Source organism: Streptosporangium sp. NPDC003464 (assembly GCF_053588315.1).
This window is the reverse complement of sequence record NZ_JBSFPS010000020.1, coordinates 1-23,573: the sequence shown is the minus strand read 5'-3', so window position 1 is coordinate 23,573 and position 23,573 is coordinate 1. Positions and strand designations below refer to the sequence as shown.

Annotated in this window: 19 protein-coding genes and 1 pseudogene; 8 read left to right on the top strand and 12 right to left on the bottom strand. The window is 71.8% G+C overall.

The genetic code is table 11. From position 1 onward, the window contains the following. Nucleotides 1-422 precede the first annotated feature (422 nt). Complete coding sequence (locus ACWDS7_RS07260) at nt 423-1,592, top strand: UDP-N-acetylglucosamine--N-acetylmuramyl-(pentapeptide) pyrophosphoryl-undecaprenol N-acetylglucosamine transferase (protein WP_451928525.1); 1,170 nt, start codon at nt 423-425, stop codon at nt 1,590-1,592. A gap of 42 nt (nt 1,593-1,634) precedes the next feature. On the opposite strand, the gene ACWDS7_RS07255 is transcribed toward ACWDS7_RS07260, so the two are convergent. The 4 genes from ACWDS7_RS07255 to ACWDS7_RS07240 form a co-directional block, all read right to left on the bottom strand. Beyond that, nucleotides 1,635-1,997, bottom strand: a complete 363-nt coding sequence (locus ACWDS7_RS07255; RefSeq protein ID WP_451928524.1) for a DUF488 domain-containing protein — start codon at nt 1,995-1,997, stop codon at nt 1,635-1,637. A 41-nt stretch (nt 1,998-2,038) separates the two neighbouring features. Continuing rightward, nucleotides 2,039-3,298, bottom strand: a complete 1,260-nt coding sequence (locus ACWDS7_RS07250) for an MFS transporter (protein ID WP_451928523.1) — start codon at nt 3,296-3,298, stop codon at nt 2,039-2,041. Nucleotides 3,299-3,426: 128 nt separating this feature from the next. Continuing rightward, nucleotides 3,427-5,040 (bottom strand): amidohydrolase, encoded by a 1,614-nt coding sequence (locus ACWDS7_RS07245; protein ID WP_451928522.1) that lies wholly within the window; start codon nt 5,038-5,040, stop codon nt 3,427-3,429. 55 nt (nt 5,041-5,095) lie between these two features. Then, complete coding sequence (locus ACWDS7_RS07240) at nt 5,096-6,496, bottom strand: NAD(P)/FAD-dependent oxidoreductase (protein WP_451928521.1); 1,401 nt, start codon at nt 6,494-6,496, stop codon at nt 5,096-5,098. A gap of 166 nt (nt 6,497-6,662) precedes the next feature. Here ACWDS7_RS07240 and ACWDS7_RS07235 point away from each other — a divergent pair, with 166 nt between their 5' ends. After that, nucleotides 6,663-7,697, top strand: coding sequence for an N-acetyltransferase family protein (locus tag ACWDS7_RS07235; RefSeq protein ID WP_451928520.1), 1,035 nt, complete (start codon nt 6,663-6,665; stop codon nt 7,695-7,697). 111 nt (nt 7,698-7,808) lie between these two features. On the opposite strand, the pseudogene ACWDS7_RS07230 reads toward ACWDS7_RS07235, so the two are convergent. Further along, nucleotides 7,809-8,345, bottom strand: a pseudogene (locus ACWDS7_RS07230) (Clp protease N-terminal domain-containing protein); the annotation flags it as partial. Between the two features lie 248 nt (nt 8,346-8,593). Between ACWDS7_RS07230 and add the strand changes: the two are divergent. The 4 genes from add (at nt 8,594) to ACWDS7_RS07210 (ending at nt 11,654) form a co-directional block, all read left to right on the top strand. Next, on the top strand, nt 8,594-9,616 hold the full coding sequence (gene add, locus ACWDS7_RS07225) for an adenosine deaminase (RefSeq protein ID WP_451928519.1): 1,023 nt from the start codon (nt 8,594-8,596) through the stop codon (nt 9,614-9,616). A gap of 219 nt (nt 9,617-9,835) precedes the next feature. Beyond that, nucleotides 9,836-10,168, top strand: coding sequence for a YnfA family protein (locus tag ACWDS7_RS07220; RefSeq protein ID WP_451928518.1), 333 nt, complete (start codon nt 9,836-9,838; stop codon nt 10,166-10,168). A 170-nt stretch (nt 10,169-10,338) separates the two neighbouring features. Further along, nucleotides 10,339-10,668, top strand: a complete 330-nt coding sequence (locus tag ACWDS7_RS07215; RefSeq protein WP_451928517.1) for a hypothetical protein — start codon at nt 10,339-10,341, stop codon at nt 10,666-10,668. Next, nucleotides 10,665-11,654 carry a BtrH N-terminal domain-containing protein gene (locus ACWDS7_RS07210; protein WP_451928516.1) on the top strand — a complete coding sequence of 330 codons (990 nt, stop codon included), beginning with the start codon at nt 10,665-10,667 and terminating at the stop codon, nt 11,652-11,654. The genes ACWDS7_RS07215 and ACWDS7_RS07210 overlap by 4 nt, the downstream gene beginning before the upstream one ends. A 118-nt stretch (nt 11,655-11,772) precedes the next feature. On the opposite strand, the gene ACWDS7_RS07205 is transcribed toward ACWDS7_RS07210, so the two are convergent. The 7 genes from ACWDS7_RS07205 to tkt form a co-directional block, all read right to left on the bottom strand. Continuing rightward, nucleotides 11,773-12,432 carry a class I SAM-dependent DNA methyltransferase gene (locus ACWDS7_RS07205; RefSeq protein WP_451928515.1) on the bottom strand — a complete coding sequence of 220 codons (660 nt, stop codon included), beginning with the start codon at nt 12,430-12,432 and terminating at the stop codon, nt 11,773-11,775. Nucleotides 12,433-12,686: 254 nt separating this feature from the next. Next, a complete protein-coding gene (pgl, locus tag ACWDS7_RS07200; protein WP_306868845.1) occupies nt 12,687-13,460 on the bottom strand; it encodes a 6-phosphogluconolactonase in 774 nt (257 codons plus the stop codon). Nucleotides 13,461-13,530: 70 nt separating this feature from the next. Then, entirely contained in the window at nt 13,531-14,442 is a 912-nt protein-coding gene (locus ACWDS7_RS07195) for a glucose-6-phosphate dehydrogenase assembly protein OpcA (RefSeq protein WP_451928514.1), read from the bottom strand. After that, a complete protein-coding gene (zwf, locus tag ACWDS7_RS07190; RefSeq protein ID WP_451928513.1) occupies nt 14,443-16,125 on the bottom strand; it encodes a glucose-6-phosphate dehydrogenase in 1,683 nt (560 codons plus the stop codon). Next, nucleotides 16,126-17,754 (bottom strand): glucose-6-phosphate isomerase, encoded by a 1,629-nt coding sequence (locus ACWDS7_RS07185; protein WP_306868850.1) that lies wholly within the window; start codon nt 17,752-17,754, stop codon nt 16,126-16,128. Nucleotides 17,755-17,759: 5 nt separating this feature from the next. After that, nucleotides 17,760-18,863 (bottom strand): transaldolase, encoded by a 1,104-nt coding sequence (gene tal / locus ACWDS7_RS07180; protein ID WP_451928512.1) that lies wholly within the window; start codon nt 18,861-18,863, stop codon nt 17,760-17,762. Between the two features lie 2 nt (nt 18,864-18,865). After that, a complete protein-coding gene (tkt, locus tag ACWDS7_RS07175; RefSeq protein ID WP_451928545.1) occupies nt 18,866-20,899 on the bottom strand; it encodes a transketolase in 2,034 nt (677 codons plus the stop codon). 385 nt (nt 20,900-21,284) lie between these two features. On the opposite strand from tkt, the gene ACWDS7_RS07170 reads away from it, so the two are divergent. Beyond that, the gene (locus ACWDS7_RS07170; RefSeq protein WP_306868854.1) at nt 21,285-22,238 is read left to right on the top strand and encodes a heme o synthase; all 954 of its coding nucleotides are present in this window, start codon (nt 21,285-21,287) and stop codon (nt 22,236-22,238) included. 89 nt (nt 22,239-22,327) lie between these two features. Continuing rightward, nucleotides 22,328-23,563 (top strand): PrsW family intramembrane metalloprotease, encoded by a 1,236-nt coding sequence (locus ACWDS7_RS07165; protein ID WP_451928511.1) that lies wholly within the window; start codon nt 22,328-22,330, stop codon nt 23,561-23,563. Nucleotides 23,564-23,573 lie beyond the last annotated feature (10 nt).

Sequence of the window (23,573 nt, the reverse complement as noted above, 5' to 3'; positions counted from 1 at the left end):
GGCCGCACCGCCTGCGTGGTACGGCGGGGCGGAGCCGCCGAGCCCAGGGCCCCGCCTCTCCGGTCGCGGCCCGGCCTCCGGGCGGCGCCCGGCGCCCCGGGCCGGAGATCCGGGAGTCGCGGACACCGAAGGCGGCCCGGCGGGGCGGCGGGGCCACTCATCCAGGCGACGGCCGCACACCGGGTAGGCTGGACGGACCCGTCCGCCCCGAGACCCCGACACCGGTCGTCTCGGCGCCGCCGGCGGTGCGGCGGGAGACCGGCGCCGGCGGTCCGGGCGGGCCGGTCGTCCAGCGCTCCGCGCCCCCGCCGTCCGCCGGAAATTGGATCTTCCCGCGACTCCGGGTAGCGTGCCCGGGGCCGTCGAGGTTTCGGCGCGGCCACGTCGCACGGATGATCGCAATCCTGGAAGGACACGCACGCATGAACGCCGGAGATCACCGCCCCCTGCGGATGCTCGTCACGGGAGGGGGGACCGGCGGGCACACCTATCCCGCGCTGACCACCGTCGCGGCCGTCCGCGAGCAGGCCGCCGCCCGCGGGCTCGATCTCGACGTGCTCTGGGTGGGCACCGCCACCGGCCTGGAGGCCCGCATCGCCGTCGAGCACGGCATCCCGTTCCAGGCGATCAAGGCGGGCAAGCTGCGGCGCTCGCCCAGCCCGCGCGAGCTGATCACCAACCTGGCCGACATGTTCCGGATCCCGGTCGGGGTCATGCAGGCGTTCGGCGTCGCCGCCCGCTACCGCCCCGACGTGGTGCTGTCCACCGGAGGGTATGTGTGCGTGCCGCTGGGGGTCGCCTCCCGGATGCTCGGCCGCCCGCTGGTGATGCACGAGCAGATCACCGCGCTCGGCCTGGCCAACCGCATCCTGGCGCGGTTCGCCACCCGGATCGCGCTCACCCACCCGTCGTCGGTCGAGCACCTGCCCGCCCCGGCGCGCGAGCGGGCCGTGGTCACCGGCAACCCCGTCCGGCCCCACCTGCTGAACGGCAACGCCCCTTCCGGCCGGTGGCACTTCCGCTTCTCGCCCGAGCTGCCCCTCGTCTACGTCACCGGCGGCGCCCAGGGGAGCCGGCAGATCAACACCATGGTCGAGGCGGTCCTGCCCGCGCTGCTCACCCGGGCGCAGGTGCTCCACCAGTGCGGTCCCGGCTGGATCGACCAGTTCACGCGGACCGCGGCCGGCCTGCCCGCCGAGCTCGCCGGGCGCTACCAGCCGGTGCCCTATGTCGGCGACGAACTGGCCCACGTGTACGCCGCCGCCGACATCGTGGTCTCCCGCAGCGGCGCGGGCACCATCGCCGAGCTGACCGCCGTCGGCAAGCCGTCCGTGCTGATCCCCCTGGTCCCGTCGGCGGGGGACGAGCAGCGTCAGAACGCCCGCTACCTGGCCGAGGCGGGGGCGGCCCGGGCGCTGCTGGAGACCGGTCCCGACGCCGGCCAACTCCTCGCCGAGCTCGACGCCCTGCTGGCCGACCCGCAGGCCCGCGTCACCATGGCCAAGGCCGCCAGGTCGCTCGGCCGTCTCGACGCCGCCGCCGCCCTGGCCCAGCTGATCCTCCAGGAGGCGGGTGTCGGCGGTTTCGGATGAACCGCTCCCGCTCCGTGCGGTCCCCGGCTCGCCGTGCCCTCCTTAGGCGGGCGCCGCGAGCCGGTCCCGCAGGTAGTCCCGCAGCACCACGGCGTTGTTGTGCTCGGTGTCCTTGGCCGCGTAGACGAGCGTGAGCGGCCCCCGGCGGGCGGCCTCCAGCAGCGGGCGCACGGCGTCCGGGGCGTGGTCCAGCTCCTGCCGGTAACGGAGGCGGAACTCCTCGAAGCGCTCCGGTCGGTGCCCGAACCAGCGGCGCAGCTCGGCGGAGGGGGCGAGGTCGCGGGCCCACCCGTCGAGCTTGAGATCCTCCTTGCGGACGCCGCGCGGCCACATCCCGTCGACGAGGAACACCGCCCCCTCGGCGGGCTCGGCGTCGTATACCCGGCTGATGACGATGTCCCCCATCTTCGGTGCCTACCCCGCCCGGGGGCGCCGAAGCGGGCGTGTCATGGGACGGCGTGTCCCGTGTGCTCGGGGTCGGGGCGGCGGATGGGGGTGAACAGGGCGACCACCGCGATCAGCAGGCAGCCCGCGCCGGCGAGCGGGTAGATCGTGGTGGCTCCGTAGCGGCTCACCCCCCAGGTGAGGACGGCCGCGCCCACCGGGCCCAGGGAGAAGTGGATGGTCCAGAACGCCGAGGTGACGCGGCCCAGCAGGTGGTCCGGGGTGACCTGCTGCCGCAGTGACATCGAGCAGATCCCGGCCACGCTGACGCCGCCGAGGTAGACGGCCACCAGAGCGGCGATCACCGGGACGCTGCGGGAGGCGCCGACGGCCGCCACGGCGAGCCCCGACACCGCCAGGGCGCCGATCCACGACGTGCCGAAACCCAGCCTGCGGCGGATGGGCGCCACGATCAGCGAACCGGCGACCGTGCCCACCGCCGCGACCGCGAGGACCGTGCCGACGGTGCCGTCGGACTGGCCGAGATCGTGCTTGAGGTGATAGATCAGGACGTCGGTCAGGCCGAGCGTCAGGAAGATGAAGAAGGACAGCAGGACGGTCAGGGCGCGCAGCACCGGGTGGCCCCAGAGGAAGCGGACCCCGGCCAGCAGTTCCAGCCAGGGCCGCTGGCGCGGCGGCGCGGGCGCGGCGTCCCCGTCCCGGGAGAACCGGAGGGAGTAGATGCCCATCGCCGACACCGCGAAGCTCGCCGCGTTGACGGCGATCGCCGCGGTCGGGCCGTACTGTCCCGAGACCACGCCGGCGAGGAGGGGACCGCCGATCCCGGCCGCGGCGGAGGTCGCGTAGAGCCGGCCGTTGGCCTCGGTGATGCGCTCGCCGGGGACGAGGTTGCGCACCGCGGTCACGTAGGTGACCTGGAAGACCATCCCGACGGCCTCGGCCACCGGCAGCACCACGTACAGCAGCCAGACCTGCGGGCCGAACGCCCAGACCAGCGGGACGAGCCCGTACAGCACGGTCCGGGTGAGATCACAGAAGATCATCAAGGCCCGCCGGTCGAGCCGGTCCACCAGGACCCCCGCGAAGATCCCGGCGCAGACCGACGCCGCGCCCGCCACGCCCGTCAGCAGGCCCATCTGCGCGACCGACCCGGTCACGTGTAGCACCAGCAGCGGGATGGCGATGTAGGCGAAGGAGTCTCCCGCGACGGAGAGCGTCTGGGAGGCCCAGAAGACGCCGAAGTCGCGGTCGCGCCAGAGCGGGCGGGCGGTACGGTGGCCGTTTCCCTCTGTCTGCGTCACGGGGCGACTATCGCCCATTCCAGGCGATGATCAAAGTAGTTTTCCCCGCCCGCTCGGGGACGTCCCCGTGCGTCCGGCCGCCGGCGGGCGGGTGGCGGAGCGCACGGGGGCTCACCGGGAGCGGTAGGTCAGCGCCGGTAGACCTGCTCGCCGCCGACGAAGGTCATCGCCACCTCGGTCCGCCAGATGTCGGCGGCCGGTTCGGTGAACGGGTCGCGGTCCAGCACCACCAGGTCGGCGCGGTTGCCCGGGGTGATCGTCCCGGCGTCGTCGTCGTGGTTGATCCAGGCCGAGCCGGCGGTGTAGGCGGTCAGCGCGGTGGCCAGGTCCAGGCTCTGGCCGGGCAGGAACGGCGTCTGCGCCGTCGGATAGTCGGCGTGCACCGAGCTGCCCGGCTCGGTGCGGTTGACCGCCACGTGCATCCCCTGGATCGGGTCGGCGTTGGAGACCGGCCAGTCGCTGCCGGCGCAGAACCGGGTGCCCGCCTTCAGCAGGTCGGCGAACGGATACTGCCAGGCCGAGCGCTCGTCGCCCAGGAACGGGATCGTCAGCTCATCCATCTGGGCGTGGTGGGTGGCCCACAGCGGCTGCAGGTTGGCCGTCACGCCGAGGGCGGCGAAGCGCGGCACGTCGGACGGCTCGATGATCTGCAGGTGCGCGATGTGGTGCCGGTTGGCCGGGTCGGTCCCCTCGAAGCTGTCCAGCGCCTCGCGGACGGCGCGCTCGCCGATCGCGTGGAAGTGCACCTGGAAGCCGTGCCGGTCCAGCTCGGCGACGTAGTCCTTCAGCAGCGCGGGGTCCACGTACGACAGCCCGGTGCCGCCGCAGCGGCAGTAGGGCTCGATCACCGCGGCGGTGAAGTTCTCGGTGATCCCGTCCTGCATGATCTTCACCGAGGTGGCGCGGAAGCGTTCGAGGCCCTCGGCCGACCGGCGGCGCTCGATGAGCTCGGGGATCTGCTCGGCGCCGCGCGTGCGGTCCCACCAGAGCGCGCCCACGACGCGGGCCTTCAACCGCCCGGAGGCCGCCGCCGCGATGTAGGTGGGCAGCTGGTCGTCGGAGCCCGCGTAGGAGCCGACGATGGCGTCCTGCCAGCCGGTGATGCCCTGGGAGAACAGGTGGGCCTGGGCCGAGAGCAGCGCCTCGGACAGGTCCCGCGCCGTGGGGCGCGGGGTGAGCAGGCCCACCAGGTCCATCGCGCCCTCGTGCAGCACGCCGCTCGGCGTGCCGTCCGCGTCGCGCTCGATCCGGCCGTCGGCCGGGTCGGGGGTGTCGCGGGTGATCCCGGCCAGCTCCAGCGCCCGGGTGTTGACCCAGGCGGCGTGGTGGTCGCGCTGGATCAGATACACCGGGCGGTCAATGAAGTCGAGCTGGGAGCGGTGCGGCAGGCCGCCCGGGAAGGCGGCCATGTCCCAGCCGCCGCCGTCGATCCACTCGTGGCCCGGGTTGGCCCCGGCGTAGGCGGCGATCCGCTCCAGATACTCCGGCAGGCCGTAGACCTCGGCCAGGTCGCACTTGGCCCGCTCCAGCCCGGCCTGGACCGGGTGCATGTGGGAGTCGGTGAAGCCGGGGGTCAGCAGGCCGCCGCCGAGGTCGACGGTCTCGTGGCCGGGGGCCGCCCGCCGTACGACGTCGGCCTCCGTGCCCACCGCGGCGATCCGACCGTCGCGGACCAGCACCGCCTCGGCGAAGGCGTCGGCGGCCAGGAAGGCCCGTCCGCCGCGGAACAGGATGTCGCTCACTCGGTCACCGTCGAGACGCGGGGAAAGGCGTCGGGCAGGTAGATCATGACTCTCCTTAACGTCCGGTGATGGAGTCGGCGACACTCGCCAGGACGGAGGTCCGGCCGAGCCCGGCCTTCTCCCTCGCGTCGGCCCGCCGGTACAGGTCGTACATGGCGTGCACGCCGATCCACCGCAGTGGTTCCACCTCCCAGCCTCGCACCTTGCGGTCCACCCAGGGCAGCGCGGTCAGCTCCGTGTCCTCGCGCAGGATCAGGTCGCGCAGGGTGCGGCCGGCCAGGTTGGCGGTGGTCACCCCGTGGCCGGTGTAGCCGCCCGCCCAGCCGATGCCGGTGGCCCGGTCGAGGTGCACGGTGGCGCACCAGTCGCGCGGCACGCCCAGCACCCCGGACCAGGCGTGCGCGACCCTGGAGGCCCTCACCGCGGGGAACATGCCGGTCAGCAGCTCCCACAGCGCCTCGACGGTCCACTCGTGGGTGTGGCCCCGGTCGTCCACGCGGGAGCCGTACAGGTAGGGCTTGCCGCGCCCGCCGAAGGCGATCCGGCCGTCGGCGGTGCGCTGGGCGTACATGTAGTAGTGCGCCATGTCGCCGAGCAGCTCGCAGCCCTCCCAGCCGATCGCGTCCCACAGCTCGCCCAGCGGCTCGGTGACGATCATCGAGCTGTTCATCGGCAGCCAGGTCCGGTGATACTGCTTCAGCTCGGCGGTGAACCCCTCGGTCGCGCGGATGACGTGGTCGGCGCGGACCGTGCCGTACGGCGTGCGGGCCTCGCGCGGGGCGATCTCGGTGACCGGGGTGCGCTCGAAGATCTCCACCCCCAGGTCGCGCACGGCCCGGGCCAGGCCGCGGGCCAGTTTGGCGGGCTGGATCCGGGCGCAGTGCGGGCTCCAGATCGCGCTGACCGCGCCGTCGACCCGCAGGCGGCTCTCCCGCTCGGCCGGGTCCAGCAGCCGGACGTCCTCCTCGGTCCAGCCCCAGTGGCGCTCGTGGGCGAGCAGCCGGTGCAGCCGCCGGTCCTGGGCGGCGTTGGTGGCGACCGTGGTGACGCCGCCCTTGACGATGTCGGCGTCGATGTTCTCGTCCTTGGCGACCGCGATGACCTCGTCGATCGCCTCGAACATCACCCGCTGGAGCCGCTTGGCCGCGTCCGTGCCGTGCGTGCGGGCGTAACGTTCCGGGGTGCCCGCGAGCTCGCCCACCAGCCAGCCGCCGTTGCGCCCGGACGCGCCGTACCCGGCGAACTCCTTCTCCAGCACCACGACCCGCAGGCTCGGGCTGGCCTTCTTCAGGTAGTAGGCGGTCCACAGGCCGGTGTAGCCGGCGCCGACGATCACCACGTCCGCGTCGCGGTCGCCGTCGAGGGGAGCGCCAGCCGTGGGGATGCCGAGGGAGCGGTACCAGAAGGAGACATCTCCATTGACAAAATCCCCAGACCGGGGAACACGCGTGCTCATGGCCACATATCCTGCTATATCCGTCAATTACGACGCAGCATCCGACGGAAACCGTTGTAGAACCGCGTCATGGGTGATCATCTCTGACGTAACGGCGGGCTCACTCATGTGTAGCAGGTCTGTAACAGGACTCCGGCAGGCTGTGCCTGACGGAGGGAGCGTTCTGATGGGTTTTCTGAGGATACGTACGACGGTTGACGAGCGTCCGGGACGACTGGCTTCACTGGCCGCCGCACTCGCCGAGAAGGGTGGCAACATCCTGGGCCTGAGCGTCCAGTCCGACGCGGACGGCACCGTGGACGAGTTCGTGGCCGAGATCCCCGCCGGGCCCGAGGCCGTGCGCGAGGCGCTGGAGGCGGCCGGCGGCCGGCAGGTCAAGGTCGTCGCCGCGACCGCCCACCAGCTCACCGACGAGCCCACCCGCGCGCTCCTGCTCGCCTCCCGCCTGCGCGCGATGCCCTGGCGCCTGCCCGAGCTGCTGGGAGAGCTGCTACGCGCCGACGACTCCCGGTGGGTCTACGGTGCGGACATGAGCGACCTGCCGGACCCGACGCTGCTGACCGTGCCGGTGGCCCCGCGCCGCGCCATCCGGCTGCGCCGGGCGGAGCTGCCCTTCACGCTGACCGAGGCCGCCCGGGCCGCCGCCTTCGTACGGCTGGCGCAGCCCCCACCCCACCGGCCGGCGGGCACCGAGCGGGCCGTCAAGCTGTCCGACGGCACCCGGACGCAGATCCGCCCGCTGACGCGGCTCTACCGCGAGGCGGTCCGTGACCTGCACGACCGCTGCTCGCCCGAGGCGCGCCGGTTCCGCTACTTCACCTCGATGCCCGTGCTGCCGCCCCGCGTCTTCGACCGGCTCTGCGACCGCACCCGCGGCCACTCCCTTGTCGCCGGGCACGACGGCCAGGTCATCGCGCTGGCCAACCTGATGTTCACCCCCGACCCCGGCATCGCCGAGATGGCCTTCCTGGTCGAGGACCGCTGGCAGGGCAGGGGCCTGGGCTCGGCACTGGCCAGGATGATCGTCGGCGAGGCCCGTGACCTGGGTTTCGCCGAGGTCAGGGCCACCCTGCTGGCGGACAACGCGCGCATGCGCAGGCTCCTGGTCTCGCTGGGCGCGACCCTGGGCCACACCGAGGACCCCGGCGTGGTGGAAGCCAGGCTGGCCGTGGGCGTGATGGCGACGGCATCCCCGAGCTGAACCCGTCACAGGTCCGCCCGGTCCGGGATCGCTCAGGGGCCCCGGACCGGGTGGACGCTAGCCGTCGTCCCGCGGGCCCGGGTCCGCGGGCGCTCCCATGGCGTCCAGGCGGCGCTCGATGCGGTCCAGGCTCTCCTGGATCCGCTCCAGCCGCGCGTCGGCCGAGTGTGCGGCGCCGTGGAAGCCCTCCTCGGCGACCGGCGGGCGGCCGGGGCCGCCCCGCCCGATGAGCGTGAGCACCTGGGCGCGTACGGCCTCCAGCCGGGCGCCCCGCCCGGTGAGGACCTGGGCCGCGACGCCCTCGCCCTCGCGGATCAGGCCGAGCAGGATGTGCTCGGTGCCGATGTGGCCGTGGTGCAGGTCGAGGGCCTCCCGCAGGGACAGCTCCAGCACCTTCTTGGCCCGCGGGGTGAACGGGATGTGGCCGGGCGGGGCGTCGGTGCCCCGGCCGATGATCCCCTCGATCTCGTCGCGGACCTGCTCGCGGCTGATGCCGACGGCCCGCAGCGCGCGGTCGGCGGCGCCGTCCTCCCCGAGCAGGCCGAGCAGGATGTGCTCGGTGCCGATGTGGTCGTGGCCGAGCCGCCGGGCCTCCTCCTGGGCCAGGACCACGACACGGCGGGCACGGTCTGTGAAGCGCTCGAACACGAGTGGCCTCCGTGGGGGTGCCGGGTTCCTAGCACCCACTATGCGCCAGGTTTCCCGCGAAGGGAGGGGCGTCCCGGTGCGGAATCCCGCTCCGCCCGCCGGCGGGGTGCCCGCCGGTCCGTCCGATTCCCCGGCGCCCGCCGGCCCGGACCCGGCTGTCCAGGCAAGACGCCATAGCCTTACATTTTTGTGTGAGATTGACGCGCTATCCCTACCGTGTGCCGACATGGCGTGCGTAGGGTCGCCCCATGATGATCGACGCCTTCATCGACCTGCTCCCCAAGGTCGAGCTCCACGTCCACCTGATCGGCTCCGCCTCCGTCCCCACCGTCCTGGAGCTGTCCCGGCGTCACCCCGGCAGCCGGGTGCCCACCGTGGAGGAGGAGCTGCGCGACTTCTACGCCTTCCGCGACTTCCCGCACTTCGCCGAGGTCTACGGGGCGGTCAACGCCCTGGTCCGCGAGCCCGAGGACGTGGAGACGCTGGTGGTCGGCCTGGCCGGGGACCTGGCGGCGCAGAACGCGCGCTACGTCGAGCTGACGGTCACTCCCTACGCCCACCACGTGGTGGGCATGCCCATGCGCGCGGTCACCGAGGCGCTCGACCTGGCCGCCCGGCGCGCGGCCGCCGAACACGGCGTCCGGGTCGGCTACATCTTCGACATCCCCGGCGAGTACGGGGCCGAGGCCGCCCGGGTGACACTGGACCATGCCCTCCAGGAACCTCCCCGGGAATTGGTAGGTTTTGGCCTGGCCGGTATCGAGCAGAAGCGCCCGCCGTACCGGGACGCCTTCAGAGACGCCTTCCGCGCCGCCACCGCCGCCGGGCTGCGCAGCCTCCCGCACGCGGGGGAGATGACCGGCCCGGAGACCATCTGGGAGGTCCTCGACGGGCTGGGCGCCGAGCGGATCGGCCACGGCATCGCCTGCCTGGACGACCCCCGCCTGGTCGCCCACCTCCGCGACACCCAGATCCCCCTGGAGGTCTGCCCCACCTCCAACGTCCGCACCGGCCAGGTCGCCCACATCAAGGACCATCCCCTGCCACGCATGCTGGAGGAGGGCCTGTACGTCACCCTGAACAGCGACGACCCGCCCATGTTCGCCACCACCCTGAGCGACGAGTACCGGGTCGCCGCCGAGGTCTTCGGCCTGGACCGGCGGGCGCTGGCGGCGCTGGCCCGCAACGCCGTCAACGCCTCCTGCCTGGACCCGGCGGGCAAGCGGGCGATCCTCGACGAGATCGACGCGCTGGACGGGGCCGGCTCCTGACCCGCCCCGGGGCCGAGGGAGGCGGGAACAGCGGTTGCCGCCGAGAAGGATGACGTCGACGGCGAGCCGGTGTCGCGTGGTGGTGGGGGCGCCGGCGGTGCCGTAGCAGGGCTGCTGCCGCACGCGGTCAGACCTGCCGATGCGGCGGCGGACGCCGACCGGTGCCGGCCGGCGGCCCGGGTGTCGTGTGCTCCCGTCCGGCCTGGTGCAATGACGGCCATGACGATCGTCCGCTCTCTGCTGTTGTTCGCCCTGGCCGCGCTGTTCGAGATCGGTGGCGCCTGGCTGGTCTGGCAAGGCGTGCGCGAGCAGCGCGGCCTGGTCTGGATCGGCGGGGGCGTGATCGCGTTGGGCCTGTACGGGTTCGTCGCGACCTTCCAGAGCGACCCGAACTTCGGCCGCGTGCTGGCCGCTTACGGCGGGGTGTTCGTGGCCGGCTCCCTGGTGTGGGGCATGGTCGCCGACGGCTTCCGGCCCGATCGCTGGGATGTGGTCGGGGCGCTGATCTGCCTGGCCGGAGTCTTGACGATCATGTATGCGCCGCGGGGCTGAGGTCCTTGGCCCATGAAGGTGAGCAAGCAGCCGCACAGCTCCGGCGCGGTCGCCCAGCTCCACGCTCGGACGCCCCGAACGATGACGACGGCGAAGAGGAGCAGGGCGACCTTGGAGCCGATGGGCACAGCGGTGGACTCTCCCCCCGTGGGAGAGTCCACCATGATGGCGTGCAAGACGGACTTCTCACCATCGGGCGCTCCGCCCGCCTGTGCCGACCCGGCGCCAAGCGGCTACCGCACCACGACGAGACGGGGCTGTCGGCTCCAGCTCGCGTGGACGCCGGCTCCGGATACCGCTGTCACGCGCCTGAACAGGCACGTGATGCCCTGACCTTCGCCCGGCCGCTGGCCTACCGCGTGCTCTCCGCCGCCGTCCACGAGCGCGGACCGCGCCCGCAAGCGCCCGTACGTGAGGCCTGTCTCGTCGGGCCGACAGCGGCACCGCGAGAAGAACCGATGACCCGGCTGATCATCCCCGTCCAGGAGAGCATGGCATGACCACGGTGAAAGACATCGACGCCCGCGGCATGCAGCACTGCGAGACGACGGCTCTGGGGGTGCTGCTGCGGCACCAGGGGCTCGATCTGTCCGAGCCCATGCTCTTCGGCCTCGGCTCCGGTCTGTCCTTCATCTACTGGGACGGCAAGAACATGGACTTCCCCTTCCTCGGGGGACGGGTCAAGCCTTTCGACCTCACCAGAAACCTGGCCGCCAGACTCGGGCTGGAACTCCTGGTCCAGGAGACCACTTCCCCCCGCAGGGCATGGGAGAACGCGGCAGCCCCCATCGACGCCGGCCGCCCCGTCGGACTGCAGCTCGACAGCTACCACCTGGATTACTTCGGGTCGAAGGTGCACTTCGGCGGTCATGTCGTCGCCATGTACGGCTATGACGACCACGACGCCTACCTGGTGGACACCGCCCAGCAGGGCGGAGCGGTGTCCACCAGCCTGACCAGCCTCGCCCAGGCCAGGGCCGCGCGCGGCCCGATGACCGCCAAGCACCGGTCCTTCACCCTCACCGCTCCGAGGAGCCTGCCCTCCCCGCGGGACCGGATCATTCCCGCCATCACCGCCTGCGCCGACGCCTTCCTCAACCCGCCCATCGCCAACCTGGGTCACCGTGGCATCGAGCGGGCCGGGAAGCTGGTACGCACCTGGCTCCAGCGGACCGACAACCCGCGACGGGACCTGCCTCAGGCCGCCCTCCTGATGGAGAAGGCCGGCACCGGCGGCGCCCTGTTCCGTAATCTCTACCGCGACTTCCTCGCCGACTGCACCCAACTGCTCGACAGCAGCCACCTGCGCACCGGCCACGGGCTGTACGCCGAGGCGGCCACCCTGTGGACGGGAGCCGCAGCATTGATCACAGAAGCCGGCGAATCAGGCGAGGCGCGGTATCTCGCGCAGGCGGGCACCGTCCTGTGCGATCTTTCACGCATAGAGCGCGAGGCCATGCAGGCGCTGAGCCGCCTGCGGGAGTGAGACACCGAGCGGATCCAGCTCTGACGGTCCTCAAAAATCTTCACTACCAGCCCGACGGACCCCGTCGAATCAACCGTCGAGGTGGTATGCCCCTGGTCCCTGTCGAAGTCGGGGCGATTCACCCCTGCTGGGTATCAGGCCGCCGACGCGCCATGAGAACTCCCCCGAGTGTGCTCTCGGCTGAGCTCAGAGTCATCTGCGCCTCGACCGTGAAGCCGGCGTCGTTGAGCCAGGCGGCCACTTGATCAGGCCGGCGGCGATGGACGTAGACCCTCATCGGATGCTCCCCGTAGCCTTTGGTGATCAATCTGGACCCATCGCCCACGTGGAAGCCGAGCAGCAGTGGACCGTCGGGCCGCAACACTCGATGGAAGTGCGTGAAGACCGCGCCGATCTCCTCGTCGGGAACGTGGATCAGCGAGTACCAGGCGACCAGACCGGCCATCGAGGCGTCGGCGAGTTCGAGGTCCGTCATGGAACCGACTTCGAACCGCAGGCCGGGGTGATCGCGCCGAGCTACCTCGACCATCGCGGGCGACAGGTCGATCCCGAACGCGTCCACGCCCAGTTTTTGCAGGTAGGCCGTGATCCTCCCGGAGCCGCATCCCACGTCCGCAACCGGCCCCCGGCCGGCGGTCCGCACCAGATCGGCGAACAGCGCCAGGAACGCGCGTTCGTAGGGCGTTTGATCGAGCAGGTCGCGCACCCGGTCCGCATAGCTTGCGGCGACGGTGTCGTAGGACGCCCGGGTGTCCGCCAACCAGCCCTCGGTGATCATGTCGGACAAGATAGCTCAAGTGGCCAAGCGTGCACACCGCTTCTCCGGAAGCACGTGCTCCTCACCCGCTGGTGATCGTCACGCACTGTCACCGCTTCACGGACCTTGATCCAGATCCTGACGCGTCCGGCCCGCGCCGACCGTCGCCGGTGCCGGGACCGTCCACGGCACCTTCACCGACGACAGGCCGGCTCGGAGGGCTCCGGGGGGCTCAGGGCAGGCCGGGGAGGGCTCAGGGGCAGGCCGGGGAGGGCTCAGGGGGAGGAGAGCCGTCCCAGGGACGAGGGGATCTTCGAGGCGGACGCCCTGTCCAGCAGGAACAGCGTCCCCTGCCGGCCACGCGCACCCGCCGCCGGGACCTGCACCGGACCCGAGTCCGACAGCGCCAGCCGTACGGCTCCCGCCTTCTCCTCGCCGGCGGCGATCACCCACACCTCACGCGCCCCCTGGATGACCGGCAGCGTGAGCGAGATGCGGGTGGGCGGGGGCTTGGGAGCGCCGTGCACCGCCACCACCGGGCGCGTCTCGTACAGGGCCGGCATACCCGGGAACAGCGAGGCCACGTGGCTGTCCGGGCCCATGCCCAGCATCATGACGTCGAACGACGGCGCCGGGCCGTGGTCTTCCGGACGTGCGGCCCGGCGCAGCTCCTCGGCGTAGGCCTCGGCGGACTCCTCGGCGGTCATGCCCGAATCGGGGCCGCGCATCACGTGGACGCGGGCGGGGTCGACGTCGACGTGGTCGAGGAGGGCCTTGCGGGCGCCGGTCTCGTTGCGCTCGGGGTGGCCGGAGGGCAGGAAGCGCTCGTCGCCCCACCAGATGTCCAGGTTGCGCCAGTCGATGGCGTCGCGGGCGGGGCTGGCGGCGATCTCGGCCAACGTGGCGATGCCGATGGTGCCGCCGGTCAGCACCAGCGAGGCCGAGCCCTTGCCCGACTGCACGTCGACCGTGCGGGTGATCACCCGGGCGGCGGCGGCCTTGGCGAGCATGTCGGCGTCGCGGTGGATGATCACGGTGGGAACGCTCACGGGGACTTCTCTCTCGACGGGCTTTCGATGAAAAGGAGCGCCCCGCGGACGACCGCGGGGCGCTCACAGGTCAGGACCTGTGCGTCCGGGCGAGTCGCCGGATCGCGGCCTCGTAGATCTCGTCGGGGTCCAGCCGCCGGAGCTCCTCGGCGAGCAGCTCCGACGTCGGGCGGCGGATCAGGGCGACCCGCCGGTCCGGCTGGCCCGGCCGGGACAGGGTGGCCAGGCGGCCGTCGCCCCGGTTGATGGAGATGTCGCCCTCGGGGGTGACCAGCTTGACCGTGGTCAGGCCGGGACCCGCCGACTCGGAGACCTTCACCTGGGCGCCCAGGCGCTCGCTGAGCCAGGCCCCCAGCAGAAGGGCGCTGGCGTGGCCGGGCACGGCCGCCACCTCGCCCTTCTTGACCTTGCCCACCGTCTGGTCGAACGCGGCGGCCAGCAGGCTCCGCCACGACGTCAGCCGGGTCCAGGCCAGGTCGGTGTCGCCGGGGACGTAGCCGCGGGCCCGGCTGGTGATCGCCTGCACCGAGTCGGCCGCCGACCGGGCGTCGACGATGCGGCGCTGGGCGAGCATGCCGATCGGGTCCTTGGCGGGCACCTCCGGGCAGTCGCCCGGCCACCAGGCCACCACCGGGGTGTCGGTGAGCAGCAGCGGCCCGACCACCGATTCGGCGTGCTCGGTGAGCTCGCCGTACAGGCGCAGCAGGATCACCTCGCCCGGGGTGGACTCGCCGAAGCGCAGCTCGGCGTCGAGCCGGTTGGGCTCCTGCGGGTCGCGGGGGATGACGACCAGTATCCGGGAGGGGTGCTCCCTGGCCGCCTCGGTCGCGGCCCGGACCGCGTCGTACTGGTTGCTCTCGTCGCTGATCACCACCAGGGTCAGCACCATGCCGACCGCGGGGGTGCCCATCTGGTGGCGCAGCTGGGTGAGCTGTGAGGAGATCTTCGACGCGGTCGTGTCGCTGAGCATGAAGCTCGCCATTTACAACCTCCTCCACGCGCGTCCGTCGCGGGCCATCATCTCGTCGGCCGACTTGGGACCCCAGGTGCCCGCCGGATACTCCTCCGGCGGTCCCTGGGAGGCCCAGAACTCCTCGATCGGGTCGAGGATCTTCCACGACAGCTCGACCTCGCGCTGATGCGGGAAGAGCGGCGGGTCACCGATCAGCACGTCCAGCAGCAGCCGCTCGTAGGCCTCGGGAGAGGACTCCATGAACGACTCGCCGTAGGCGAAGTCCATCGAGACGTCCCGGACCTCCATGGCGGTGCCGGGCACCTTGGAGCCGAACCGCACCGTGATGCCCTCATCCGGCTGGACCCGGATGACCAGGGCGTTCTGCCCCAGGATCTCGGTGTCGTCCTTGCTGAAGGGCAGGTGCGGCGCGCGCTGGAACACCACGGCGACCTCCGTCACCCGGCGGCTCAGCCGCTTGCCGGTGCGCAGGTAGAACGGCACCCCGGCCCAGCGCCGGTTGGCGATCTCCAGCTTGATGGCGGCGTAGGTCTCGGTGATGGAGTCCGGCGGGATGCCATCCTCCTGGGTGTAGCCGACGACCGGCTCGCCACCCTGCCAGCCTGACGCGTAGCGGCCGCGCGCGGTGGCCTCCGTCAGGTCGTGCGGCAGCTGCACGGCCTTGAGGACCTTCTCCTTCTCCCGGCGCAGCGAGTTGGCCTCGAACGACGTCGGGTCCTCCATCGCCACCAGGGCCAGCAGCTGGAGCAGGTGGTTCTGGATCACGTCCCGGGCCGCGCCGATGCCGTCGTAGTAACCCGCCCGGCCGCCGATGCCGATGTCCTCGGCCATCGTGATCTGGACGTGGTCGACGTAGCTCCGGTTCCAGATCGGCTCGAACAGGTTGTTGGCGAAGCGCAGCGCCAGGATGTTCTGGACGGTCTCCTTGCCCAGGTAGTGGTCGATGCGGAACACCGAGCTCTCCGGGAAGACCGCGCTGGTGATCGCGTTGAGCTCCTGGGCGCTCTTCAGGTCGTGCCCGAAGGGCTTCTCGATCACCACCCGGCGCCAGGACCCCTCGGGGCCGTGCGCCAGCCCGGTCCGCTTGAGCTGCTCGACCACGACCGGGAAGAACTTCGGCGGGACCGACAGGTAGAAACCGTAGTTGCCGCCGGTGCCCCGGGTCTGGTCGATCTCCTTGAGCATCATGGCCAGCGCGTCGAACGCGCCGTCGTCGGTGAACTCGCCCGGGCAGAAGAAGATGCCCTCCGACAGCTGCTTCCAGACCTCCTCGCGGAAGGGCGTGCGCGCGTGCTCCTTGACGGCGTCATGGGTGAGCTGCGCGAAGTCCTGGTCCTTCCAGTCGCGGCGGGCGAAGCCGACCAGGGAGAAGCCCGGGGGCAGCAGCCCCCGGTTCGCCAGGTCGTAGATCGCCGGCAGCAGCTTCTTGCGCGCCAGGTCGCCCGTCACGCCGAACAGCACCAGCACGCACGGTCCCGCCACCCGCGGCAGCCGCTTGTCGCGCGGGTCGCGCAGCGGGTTGGTCCGCACCACCTCCTCGGTGGTGGCGGCGGTCGCGGCCGCCGAGGCGACGGTCACCGACTCCTCGGCGTGCGCCCCGGCCGCCGGCAGGCCGTCGGCCTGCGCGGCGTCCGTCGGGGTGGTCTCGGGCTCGGCCGTGTCGGCCTGCGCCGTCGAGCGTTCCTTGGCCATTCAGACCTCCCGCGCTGCCGCGAGCAGGCGCGCGACACCGGCCGCGCGATCGGTCAGGTGCAGCCGTACGGTGGGACGCCCGCGCTTGGCCAGCGCGCCCTGGTCTCCCAGAGCCTGCGCGAGCTGGAGGCGGCCCAGGGTGTAGGGCCTGCCGGGCACCTCGACGTCCTCCTCCACGGCCCCGGTGATCTGCAGGAACACGCCGTTCTGCGGACCACCCTTGTGGTACTGGCCGGTGGAGTGCAGGAACCGGGGACCCCAGCCGAAGGTGATCGGCCGCTCGGTCCGGACCGCGAGCTGCGCGCGCAGCGTGGCCGGGTCGGCCGCGCTCCACGCGTCGGTCATCTCCTCGAACGAGGCACCCTCGGCGTGGGGGGCGTCGAAGGCCGCCTCCCGGTCGAGGTAGGCCATGATCGCGAGATAGCCGTCGCCGGGGACGGCCTCCAGCAGCTGGGTGAACACCTCGGACAGGTCCTTGGGGGCCTCCGGGCCGGGCAGCTCGCCGTAGACCTCGACCGGGCCGTCGACCAGGATCGGGGTGCCGACCGGCAGCTCCGTCCGGTCCAGCAGCTCGCCGGTGTTCTCCTTGGACTCGGCCACGTTCGGCTGGTCGAACGGGTTGATGCCCAGGACGCGGCCGGCGACGGCCGTGGCGTACTCCCAGACGAGGAACTGCGCGCCCAGCGGCCCGCTGACGGTCACGGCGCCGTCGGAGTCGATCCCGGCGACCAGCTCGTCCTCGGCCTCGCCCGGGTCGGCGCCGACGATCGGCAGGATGCCCTTGCCGTTCTTGCCGGTGGACTCGGCGACCAGCTGCTCGATCCAGTCGGGCAGACCGTTGATCTCCGAGAGGCTGTCCTCCAGCACGAGCTTGTCGCGGCCGGCGACCGCGGCGGCGCCCAGGGCGGCGCCGAGGTCCAGGCCGGGGTTGCCCTCGGCCTGCGCGAGCAGCGGCTGCACCGCGGCCGCGTCGTCCAGCAACTGCTGGACGTCGGCCCCGGCCAGCGCGCTGGGCACCAGGCCGAAGGCCGACAGGGCGCTGTAGCGGCCGCCCACGTCGGGGTCGGCCAGGAAGACCCGGTAGCCCGCCTCCGCGGCGGTCTGCTCCAGCGGCGAGCCCGGGTCGGTGACCACGACGATCCGCTCGGCCGGGTCGATCCCCGCCTCGCGGAAGGCCTTCTCGTAGATCCGCCGGTGGCTGTCGGTCTCGACCGTGCCGCCGCTCTTGCTGGCGACGACCACGATCGTGCGCTCCAGGCGGTCCTCCAGCGCCCTGCGCACCTGACCGGGGTCGGTGGTGTCGAGCACGGTCAGCGGCACGTCGGCGGTGGCGCAGATGACCTCCGGGGCGAGCGAGGAGCCGCCCATGCCCGCCAGGACCACGTGGTCCAGGCCCTCCGCGCGGACCCGCTCGACGAGCTTGCCGATCTCCGGCAGCAGCTCCCTGCTGGTCCGCGGGAGGCCGAGCCAGCCGAGGCGGATCGCCGCCTCGGGCTGGGCCTCCGGACCCCACAGGGCGGGGTCGCCGGCGGCCAGGGCCGCGGGCACCCCTTCGGCGGCCAGCCGCCGGGCCGTCTCAGCGGCCTGTTCGGCCAGGCGCTCCTCGCTGAACGTCACGGACACTGACATATGGTTCACGCCTTCCGCAGCTCGGCGGAGACGGTGGCCAGGAGCTCGTTCCAGGACGCTTCGAACTTCTCCACGCCCTCCTCCTCCAGCACCCTCACCACGTCGTCGTAGTCGATGCCCACCTCCTTGAGAGCGGCCATGGTGTTCCAGGCGTCCTCGTAGAAGGGGCGGATGGTGTCGCCGTCGATCCGGCCGTGGCCGGCCACGGCGTCGAGGGTCTTCTCCGGCATCGTGTTGACCGTGCCCGAGGTGACGAGCTCGTCGACGTAGAGGGTGTCGGGGTAGCTCGGGTCCTTGGTGCCGGTGGAGGCCCACAGCGGGCGCTGCGGACGGGCCCCGGCCGCGGCCAGCGCCTGCCAGCGCGGAGAGTTGACCACATCCTCGAAGGCGGCGAAGGCGAGGCGGGCGTTGGCGATGGCCGCCTTGCCCTTGAGCGCCTTGGCCTCGGGCGTGCCGGTCTTCTCCAGGCGCTTGTCGATCTCGCTGTCCACGCGGCTGACGAAGAACGAGGCCACCGACTCGATGCCGGCCAGGTCCAGGCCGTTGGCCTGCGCGCGCTCCAGACCCGTCAGCCAGGCGTCCATCACGGCGCGGTAGCGCTCCAGGGAGAAGATCAGCGTGACGTTGACGCTGATGCCCTCGGAGATCGCCTGGGTGATCGCGGGCAGCCCCTCGACCGTGGCCGGGATCTTGATGAACAGGTTGGGACGGTCGACCATCCACCACAGCGCGCGCGCCTCGGCGACGGTCTTGTCGGTCTCCCTGGCCAGGCGGGGGTCCACCTCGATGGAGACCCGGCCGTCCACGCCGCCGGTGGCGTCGTAGACCGGCCTGAGCACGTCGGCGGCCCAGCGGATGTCGTAGGTGGTGATGGCGCGCACCGCCTCCTCGACGTCCACCCCGCGCACCGACAGGTCGTGGAGCTGGCTGTCGTAGGCGTCGCCCTTGCTCAGCGCCGAGGCGAAGATCGTCGGGTTGGAGGTGACACCGACCACGTGCTTGTCGCGGATCAGCGACTCCAGGTTGCCGGTGCGCAGGCGCTCGCGGCTGATGTCGTCCAGCCAGATGGAGACACCCTGCTCGGAGAGCTTCTTAAGGATCTCACTCATGATCAGTTTCCCGTCGTCTCGCCCTTGTCGGCCCCGGTCCGTGCGAGGCTCCCCTTGGCGGCGGCGGCCACGCGCTCGGCGGTCAGTCCGAACTGCTCGAAAAGGGTCTTGTAGGGAGCCGAGGCGCCGAAGTGCTCCAGGCTGACCACTTCCCCTTCATCTCCCACGAACTGCCGCCAGCCCAGCGCGATTCCCGCTTCGACGGCGACGCGCGCGCGGACCGCCGAGGGCAGCACCGTCTGCTGGTAGGCCGCGTCCTGGGCCTGGAACCACTCGACGCAGGGCATCGACACGACCCGGGCCGGGATGCCCTCGGCCTCCAGCATCGCGCGGGCCTCCACGGCGAGCTGGACCTCCGAGCCGGTGCCGATCAGGATCACCTCGGGCTGGCCGTTGGAGGCGTCCTCCAGGACGTAGGCGCCGCGGGCGACCTTCGTGGCGTCGGCGGTGCCCGCGTAGACCGGGAGGTTCTGGCGGGTCAGCGCCAGCGCGGCCGGGCGGTCGCCGTGCTCCAGCACGACCCGCCAGGCGGCGGCGGTCTCGTTGGCGTCGGCCGGGCGGACGACGTCCAGGCCCGGGATGGCGCGCAGCGCCCACAGGTGCTCGACCGGCTGGTGGGTCGGGCCGTCCTCGCCCAGGCCGATGGAGTCGTGCGTCCACACGTAGGTGACCGGCAGCTTCATCAGCGCCGCCAGCCGTACGGCGGGGCGCATGTAGTCGCTGAAGACCAGGAACGTGCCGCCGTAGGGGCGGGTGCCGTTGTGCAGCGCGATGCCGTTGAGGATCGACCCCATGCCGTGCTCGCGGATGCCGAAGTGCAGGGTGCGCCCGTAGCGGTTGCCCGGGAACTCCTTGGTCTGGTATTCCTCCGGGATGAAGGACGGCTCGCCCTTCATCGTGGTGTTGTTGGACTCGGCCAGGTCGGCCGAACCGCCCCACAGCTCGGGCAGCACGGGCGCGAGGCTGTTGAGCACCTCGCCGGAGGCCTTGCGGGTGGCGACGGCGGCGCCGGGCTCGAAGGACGGCAGCGCCTCGGCCCAGCCCGACGGCAGCCGCCGCGCGCTGATCCGGTCGAACTCGGCCGCCCGCTCGGGGTTGGCCGAGCGCCAGTTCTGGTAGGCCTTCTCCCACTCGGAGTGGGCCGCGCGGCCGCGCTCGACGACCTTGCGGGCGTGCTCCAGCACCTCGGCCGGGACGTCGAAGCTCTTGGCCGGGTCCTGGCCCATGACCGTCTTGGTGGCGGCGATCTCCTCGGCGCCCAGGGCCGAGCCGTGGGCCTTGCCGGTGTTCTGCTTGTTCGGGGCGGGCCAGCCGATGACGGTGCGCAGGCGGATGAACGACGGCCGGTCGGTCTCGGCGCGCGCGGCCTCCAGGGCCTGGTGCAGCGCCTCGACGTCCTCGGTGTATTCGCCGTCGTTGGTCCAGTCGACCGTCTGGACGTGCCAGCCGTAGGCCTCGTAGCGCTTGGCGATGTCCTCGCTCAGCGCGATCTGGGTGTCGTCCTCGATCGAGATGTGGTTGCTGTCGAAGACGACGACCAGGTTGCCCAGCTTCTGGTGGCCGGCGATGGCGCTGACCTCGTGGCTGACGCCCTCCTCGATGTCACCCTCGGAGGCGATGCACCAGATCATGTGGTCGAACGGGCTGGTGCCCGGGGCCGCGTCCGGGTCGAAGAGGCCGCGCTCGCGGCGGGCGGCCATGGCCATGCCCACCGCGTTGCCCAGCCCCTGGCCCAGCGGGCCGGTGGTGGTCTCCACGCCGACGGTGTGCCCGTGCTCCGGGTGGCCCGGGGTCAGGCTGCCCCACTGGCGCAGCCCCTTCAGATCGTCCAGGGACAGGCCGTAGCCCGAAAGGAAGAGCTGGATGTAAAGCGTCAGACTGGTGTGTCCAGCGGAAAGAACAAAACGGTCCCGGCCCACCCAGGTGGGGTCGGAAGGGTCGTGCCGCAACGTCTGCTGGAAAAGCAGGTACGCGGCGGGCGCGAGGCTCATCGCGGTGCCCGGGTGGCCCGAACCCGCCTTCTCTACCGCGTCCATTGCCAGGGCCCGGACGACGTCGACCGCCTGACGGTCCAGGTCGCTCCATTCAAGGGCTGGCACGAGTTCGCTGCTCAAGTGCTCGATCTCCGGATCTTGTCGTGTGATGGTGGCGCCGGTTTGGCTTTTCCCGCCCACACCGGACCCTAACGGGTCGGCCTCGCTACCGTTGCGTAGGCCGATCCGGGGCGAGCCCACAGGAGTGGTGAGCTGCGCGGACGGAACGCCCACGAGGCATCCCGTCGTGCCGCCCCCGCACCCCATGCCGGAACCGGCCACCCCAACAACTACAGTTGAGTCTTCAAGGCTGGCTGGTGCCCGCATTCACGGATTCGCTCTAATCAGAGGTTACGCGTTGACCCCGCACGTGCTGGAAGCGCCTTAGATGGTGCTGACCGACAAGCAATCGACGGCCCCGTCGGCGACGGGCGCGACGGACGCCGTCGCGCCGCGTTCGCTCGGCGACGTCGTGAAGGCCTACGTCGCCCTCACCAAGCCGCGGATCATCGAGCTGCTGCTGATCACGACGCTGCCGGTGATGTTCCTGGCCGCCCGTGGCCTGCCGCCGCTGTGGATCGCCGTGTCCACCCTGGTGTTCGGCACCCTGTCGGCGGGCAGCGCGAACGCGCTGAACTGCTACATCGACCGTGACATCGACGCCGCGATGCGCCGCACCCGGCGCCGGCCGCTGGCCCGCGACCAGGTCCCGCCGGGCAACGCGCTCATTTTCGGGGTCGTCCTCGGCGTGCTGTCCACTCTTGGCCTCGGCTTGACGGTGAATTGGCTCGCGGCCGGCCTGTCGCTGGCGGCCAACCTGTTCTACGTCCTCGTCTACTCGATGATCCTGAAGCGGCGGACCTCCCAGAACGTGGTGTGGGGGGGCCTGGCGGGGTGCATGCCGGTGCTGATCGGCTGGGCCGGCATCACCGGCAGCCTCGACTGGGCCCCGGTGGTGCTGTTCGGCGTGGTCTTCTTCTGGACCCCGCCGCACACCTGGACCCTCGCCATGCGTTACAAGGAGGACTACGCCGCCGCGAAGGTCCCCATGCTCCCGGTGGTCGCCACCGAGCGCCGCGTGGTGCTGGAGAGCATCGCCTACACCTGGGCGACGGTGCTGTGCTCGCTGCTGCTGTGGCCGATCGCCGGCACCACGCTGCTCTACCCCGCCGTGGCCGTCGTCCTCGGCGCCGCCTGCCTGTGGGAGGTCTATCGCCTCCTCGGCCGCGTCAACGCCGGCAAGACCGGCGTGGACCTGCGCCCGATGCGCTTCTTCCACTGGTCCAACGCCTACCTGGCGCTGCTGTTCCTCGCCGTCGCCGTCGACTCGATGCTCGTCTGAGCGGCCCGGCCGGGCCGCGGCGGGCACTGCGCTCCCGGGAATCCCCCGCCGTCGTGCACGGCGAGGACGTCAGCGGTTACGGTTGCCACATGGCAAGCCGTGATCCTCGGTGGGTGTTCAAGGACCGCCCGTCTGTCGCGCTGATCGCCGGGCTTGTCGTGGCCGGGCTGTGCGCGCTGGCGTCGTTCTCCTTCGACGTGCTGAACGGCGATCCGGTCTACTTCTTCATCGCGCTCGCGCTGGCCCTGGCGCCGGTCCCGGTGCTGCTGGCCGCGGTGCTCGCGCTGGACCGCATGGAGCCGGAGCCGCGGAGCAACCTGATCTTCGCGTTCGCCTGGGGGGCGGGCGTGGCGGTCCTGGTCGCGGGCCTGATCAACTCCTTCAACCTGATCTACATCGAGAACACCGTCCGGCTGGGCTACGACAGCTCCCGCAACATCGCCGCGACCTTCGGCGCGCCCGTCGTGGAGGAGACGATGAAGGGGCTGGTCCTGCTGGGCCTGCTCAGGTTCAAGCGGGCCGAGCTCGACGGGCCCACCGACGGCATCATCTACGCCAGCATGGTCGGCCTCGGCTTCGCGATGAGCGAGAACGTCAGCTACTACGTGGCCGCGCTCGACGACATGGGCGCGCAGGGCCTGGCGGTGACCGTCGTGCTGCGGGGCATCCTGTCGCCGTTCGCGCATCCGCTGTTCACCTCGATGATCGGGGTCGCGGTGGCCTACGCCGCGCAGCGCCAGGGGCCGGTGCGGATCTTCGTGATCGCCGCGGGCTGGATCGGCGCGATGCTGCTACACGGCATCTGGAACGGCTTCGCCTCCTACGTCGGCATCGGCGGCCTGGCCATCGCCTACGTGCTGCTGATGGTCGTGCTGTTCGTCCTGATCGCGATCGTCTTCCGGGACCGCAAGCGCATCATCGGGCTCATCCAGACCTACCTGCCCGCCTACCAGGCGACCGGTCTGGTGGGCCCCCACGACGTGGCCATGCTCTCCTCGCTGCCGGGCCGCCGCGGGGCCAGGCAGTGGGCCAGGACGGAGGGCGGCCGGACCGGGCTGCGGGCGATGAACGACTACCAGCTCGCGGCCACCGAGCTCGGCCTGCTCCACGAGCGGGCCAGGCGCCGCATGATCGGTGAGCGCACGTTCGACGAGGAGCAGCAGGCGCTGCTGGAGTGCATGGCGGCCGCCCGCGCCCACTTCCCCGTCCCGGCCCCGCAGGCGCCCCCGGCCGCCGGGGGCCACGCCCCGCCCGGCCACGTCCCCCAGCCGCCTCCGGCCTGGCATGGATCAGGTCGTGATCCGTGTATGGCACCCCTGCGGTGAACCTCTGCCG

Excerpts from the sequence above, each read along its gene's own strand:
- ACWDS7_RS07260 (WP_451928525.1), top strand. The coding sequence starts at position 423 with ATGAACGCCGGAGATCACCGCCCCCTGCGGATGCTCGTCACGGGAGGG.
- ACWDS7_RS07255 (WP_451928524.1), bottom strand. The coding sequence starts at position 1,997 with ATGGGGGACATCGTCATCAGCCGGGTATACGACGCCGAGCCCGCCGAG.
- ACWDS7_RS07240 (WP_451928521.1), bottom strand. The coding sequence starts at position 6,496 with ATGAGCACGCGTGTTCCCCGGTCTGGGGATTTTGTCAATGGAGATGTC.
- ACWDS7_RS07235 (WP_451928520.1), top strand. The coding sequence starts at position 6,663 with ATGGGTTTTCTGAGGATACGTACGACGGTTGACGAGCGTCCGGGACGA.
- add (WP_451928519.1), top strand. The coding sequence starts at position 8,594 with ATGATGATCGACGCCTTCATCGACCTGCTCCCCAAGGTCGAGCTCCAC.
- ACWDS7_RS07220 (WP_451928518.1), top strand. The coding sequence starts at position 9,836 with ATGACGATCGTCCGCTCTCTGCTGTTGTTCGCCCTGGCCGCGCTGTTC.
- ACWDS7_RS07210 (WP_451928516.1), top strand. The coding sequence starts at position 10,665 with ATGACCACGGTGAAAGACATCGACGCCCGCGGCATGCAGCACTGCGAG.
- ACWDS7_RS07205 (WP_451928515.1), bottom strand. The coding sequence starts at position 12,432 with ATGATCACCGAGGGCTGGTTGGCGGACACCCGGGCGTCCTACGACACC.
- ACWDS7_RS07195 (WP_451928514.1), bottom strand. The coding sequence starts at position 14,442 with ATGGCGAGCTTCATGCTCAGCGACACGACCGCGTCGAAGATCTCCTCA.
- zwf (WP_451928513.1), bottom strand. The coding sequence starts at position 16,125 with ATGGCCAAGGAACGCTCGACGGCGCAGGCCGACACGGCCGAGCCCGAG.
- ACWDS7_RS07185 (WP_306868850.1), bottom strand. The coding sequence starts at position 17,754 with ATGTCAGTGTCCGTGACGTTCAGCGAGGAGCGCCTGGCCGAACAGGCC.
- tal (WP_451928512.1), bottom strand. The coding sequence starts at position 18,863 with ATGAGTGAGATCCTTAAGAAGCTCTCCGAGCAGGGTGTCTCCATCTGG.
- tkt (WP_451928545.1), bottom strand. The coding sequence starts at position 20,899 with ATGGACGCGGTAGAGAAGGCGGGTTCGGGCCACCCGGGCACCGCGATG.
- ACWDS7_RS07170 (WP_306868854.1), top strand. The coding sequence starts at position 21,285 with ATGGTGCTGACCGACAAGCAATCGACGGCCCCGTCGGCGACGGGCGCG.
- ACWDS7_RS07165 (WP_451928511.1), top strand. The coding sequence starts at position 22,328 with ATGGCAAGCCGTGATCCTCGGTGGGTGTTCAAGGACCGCCCGTCTGTC.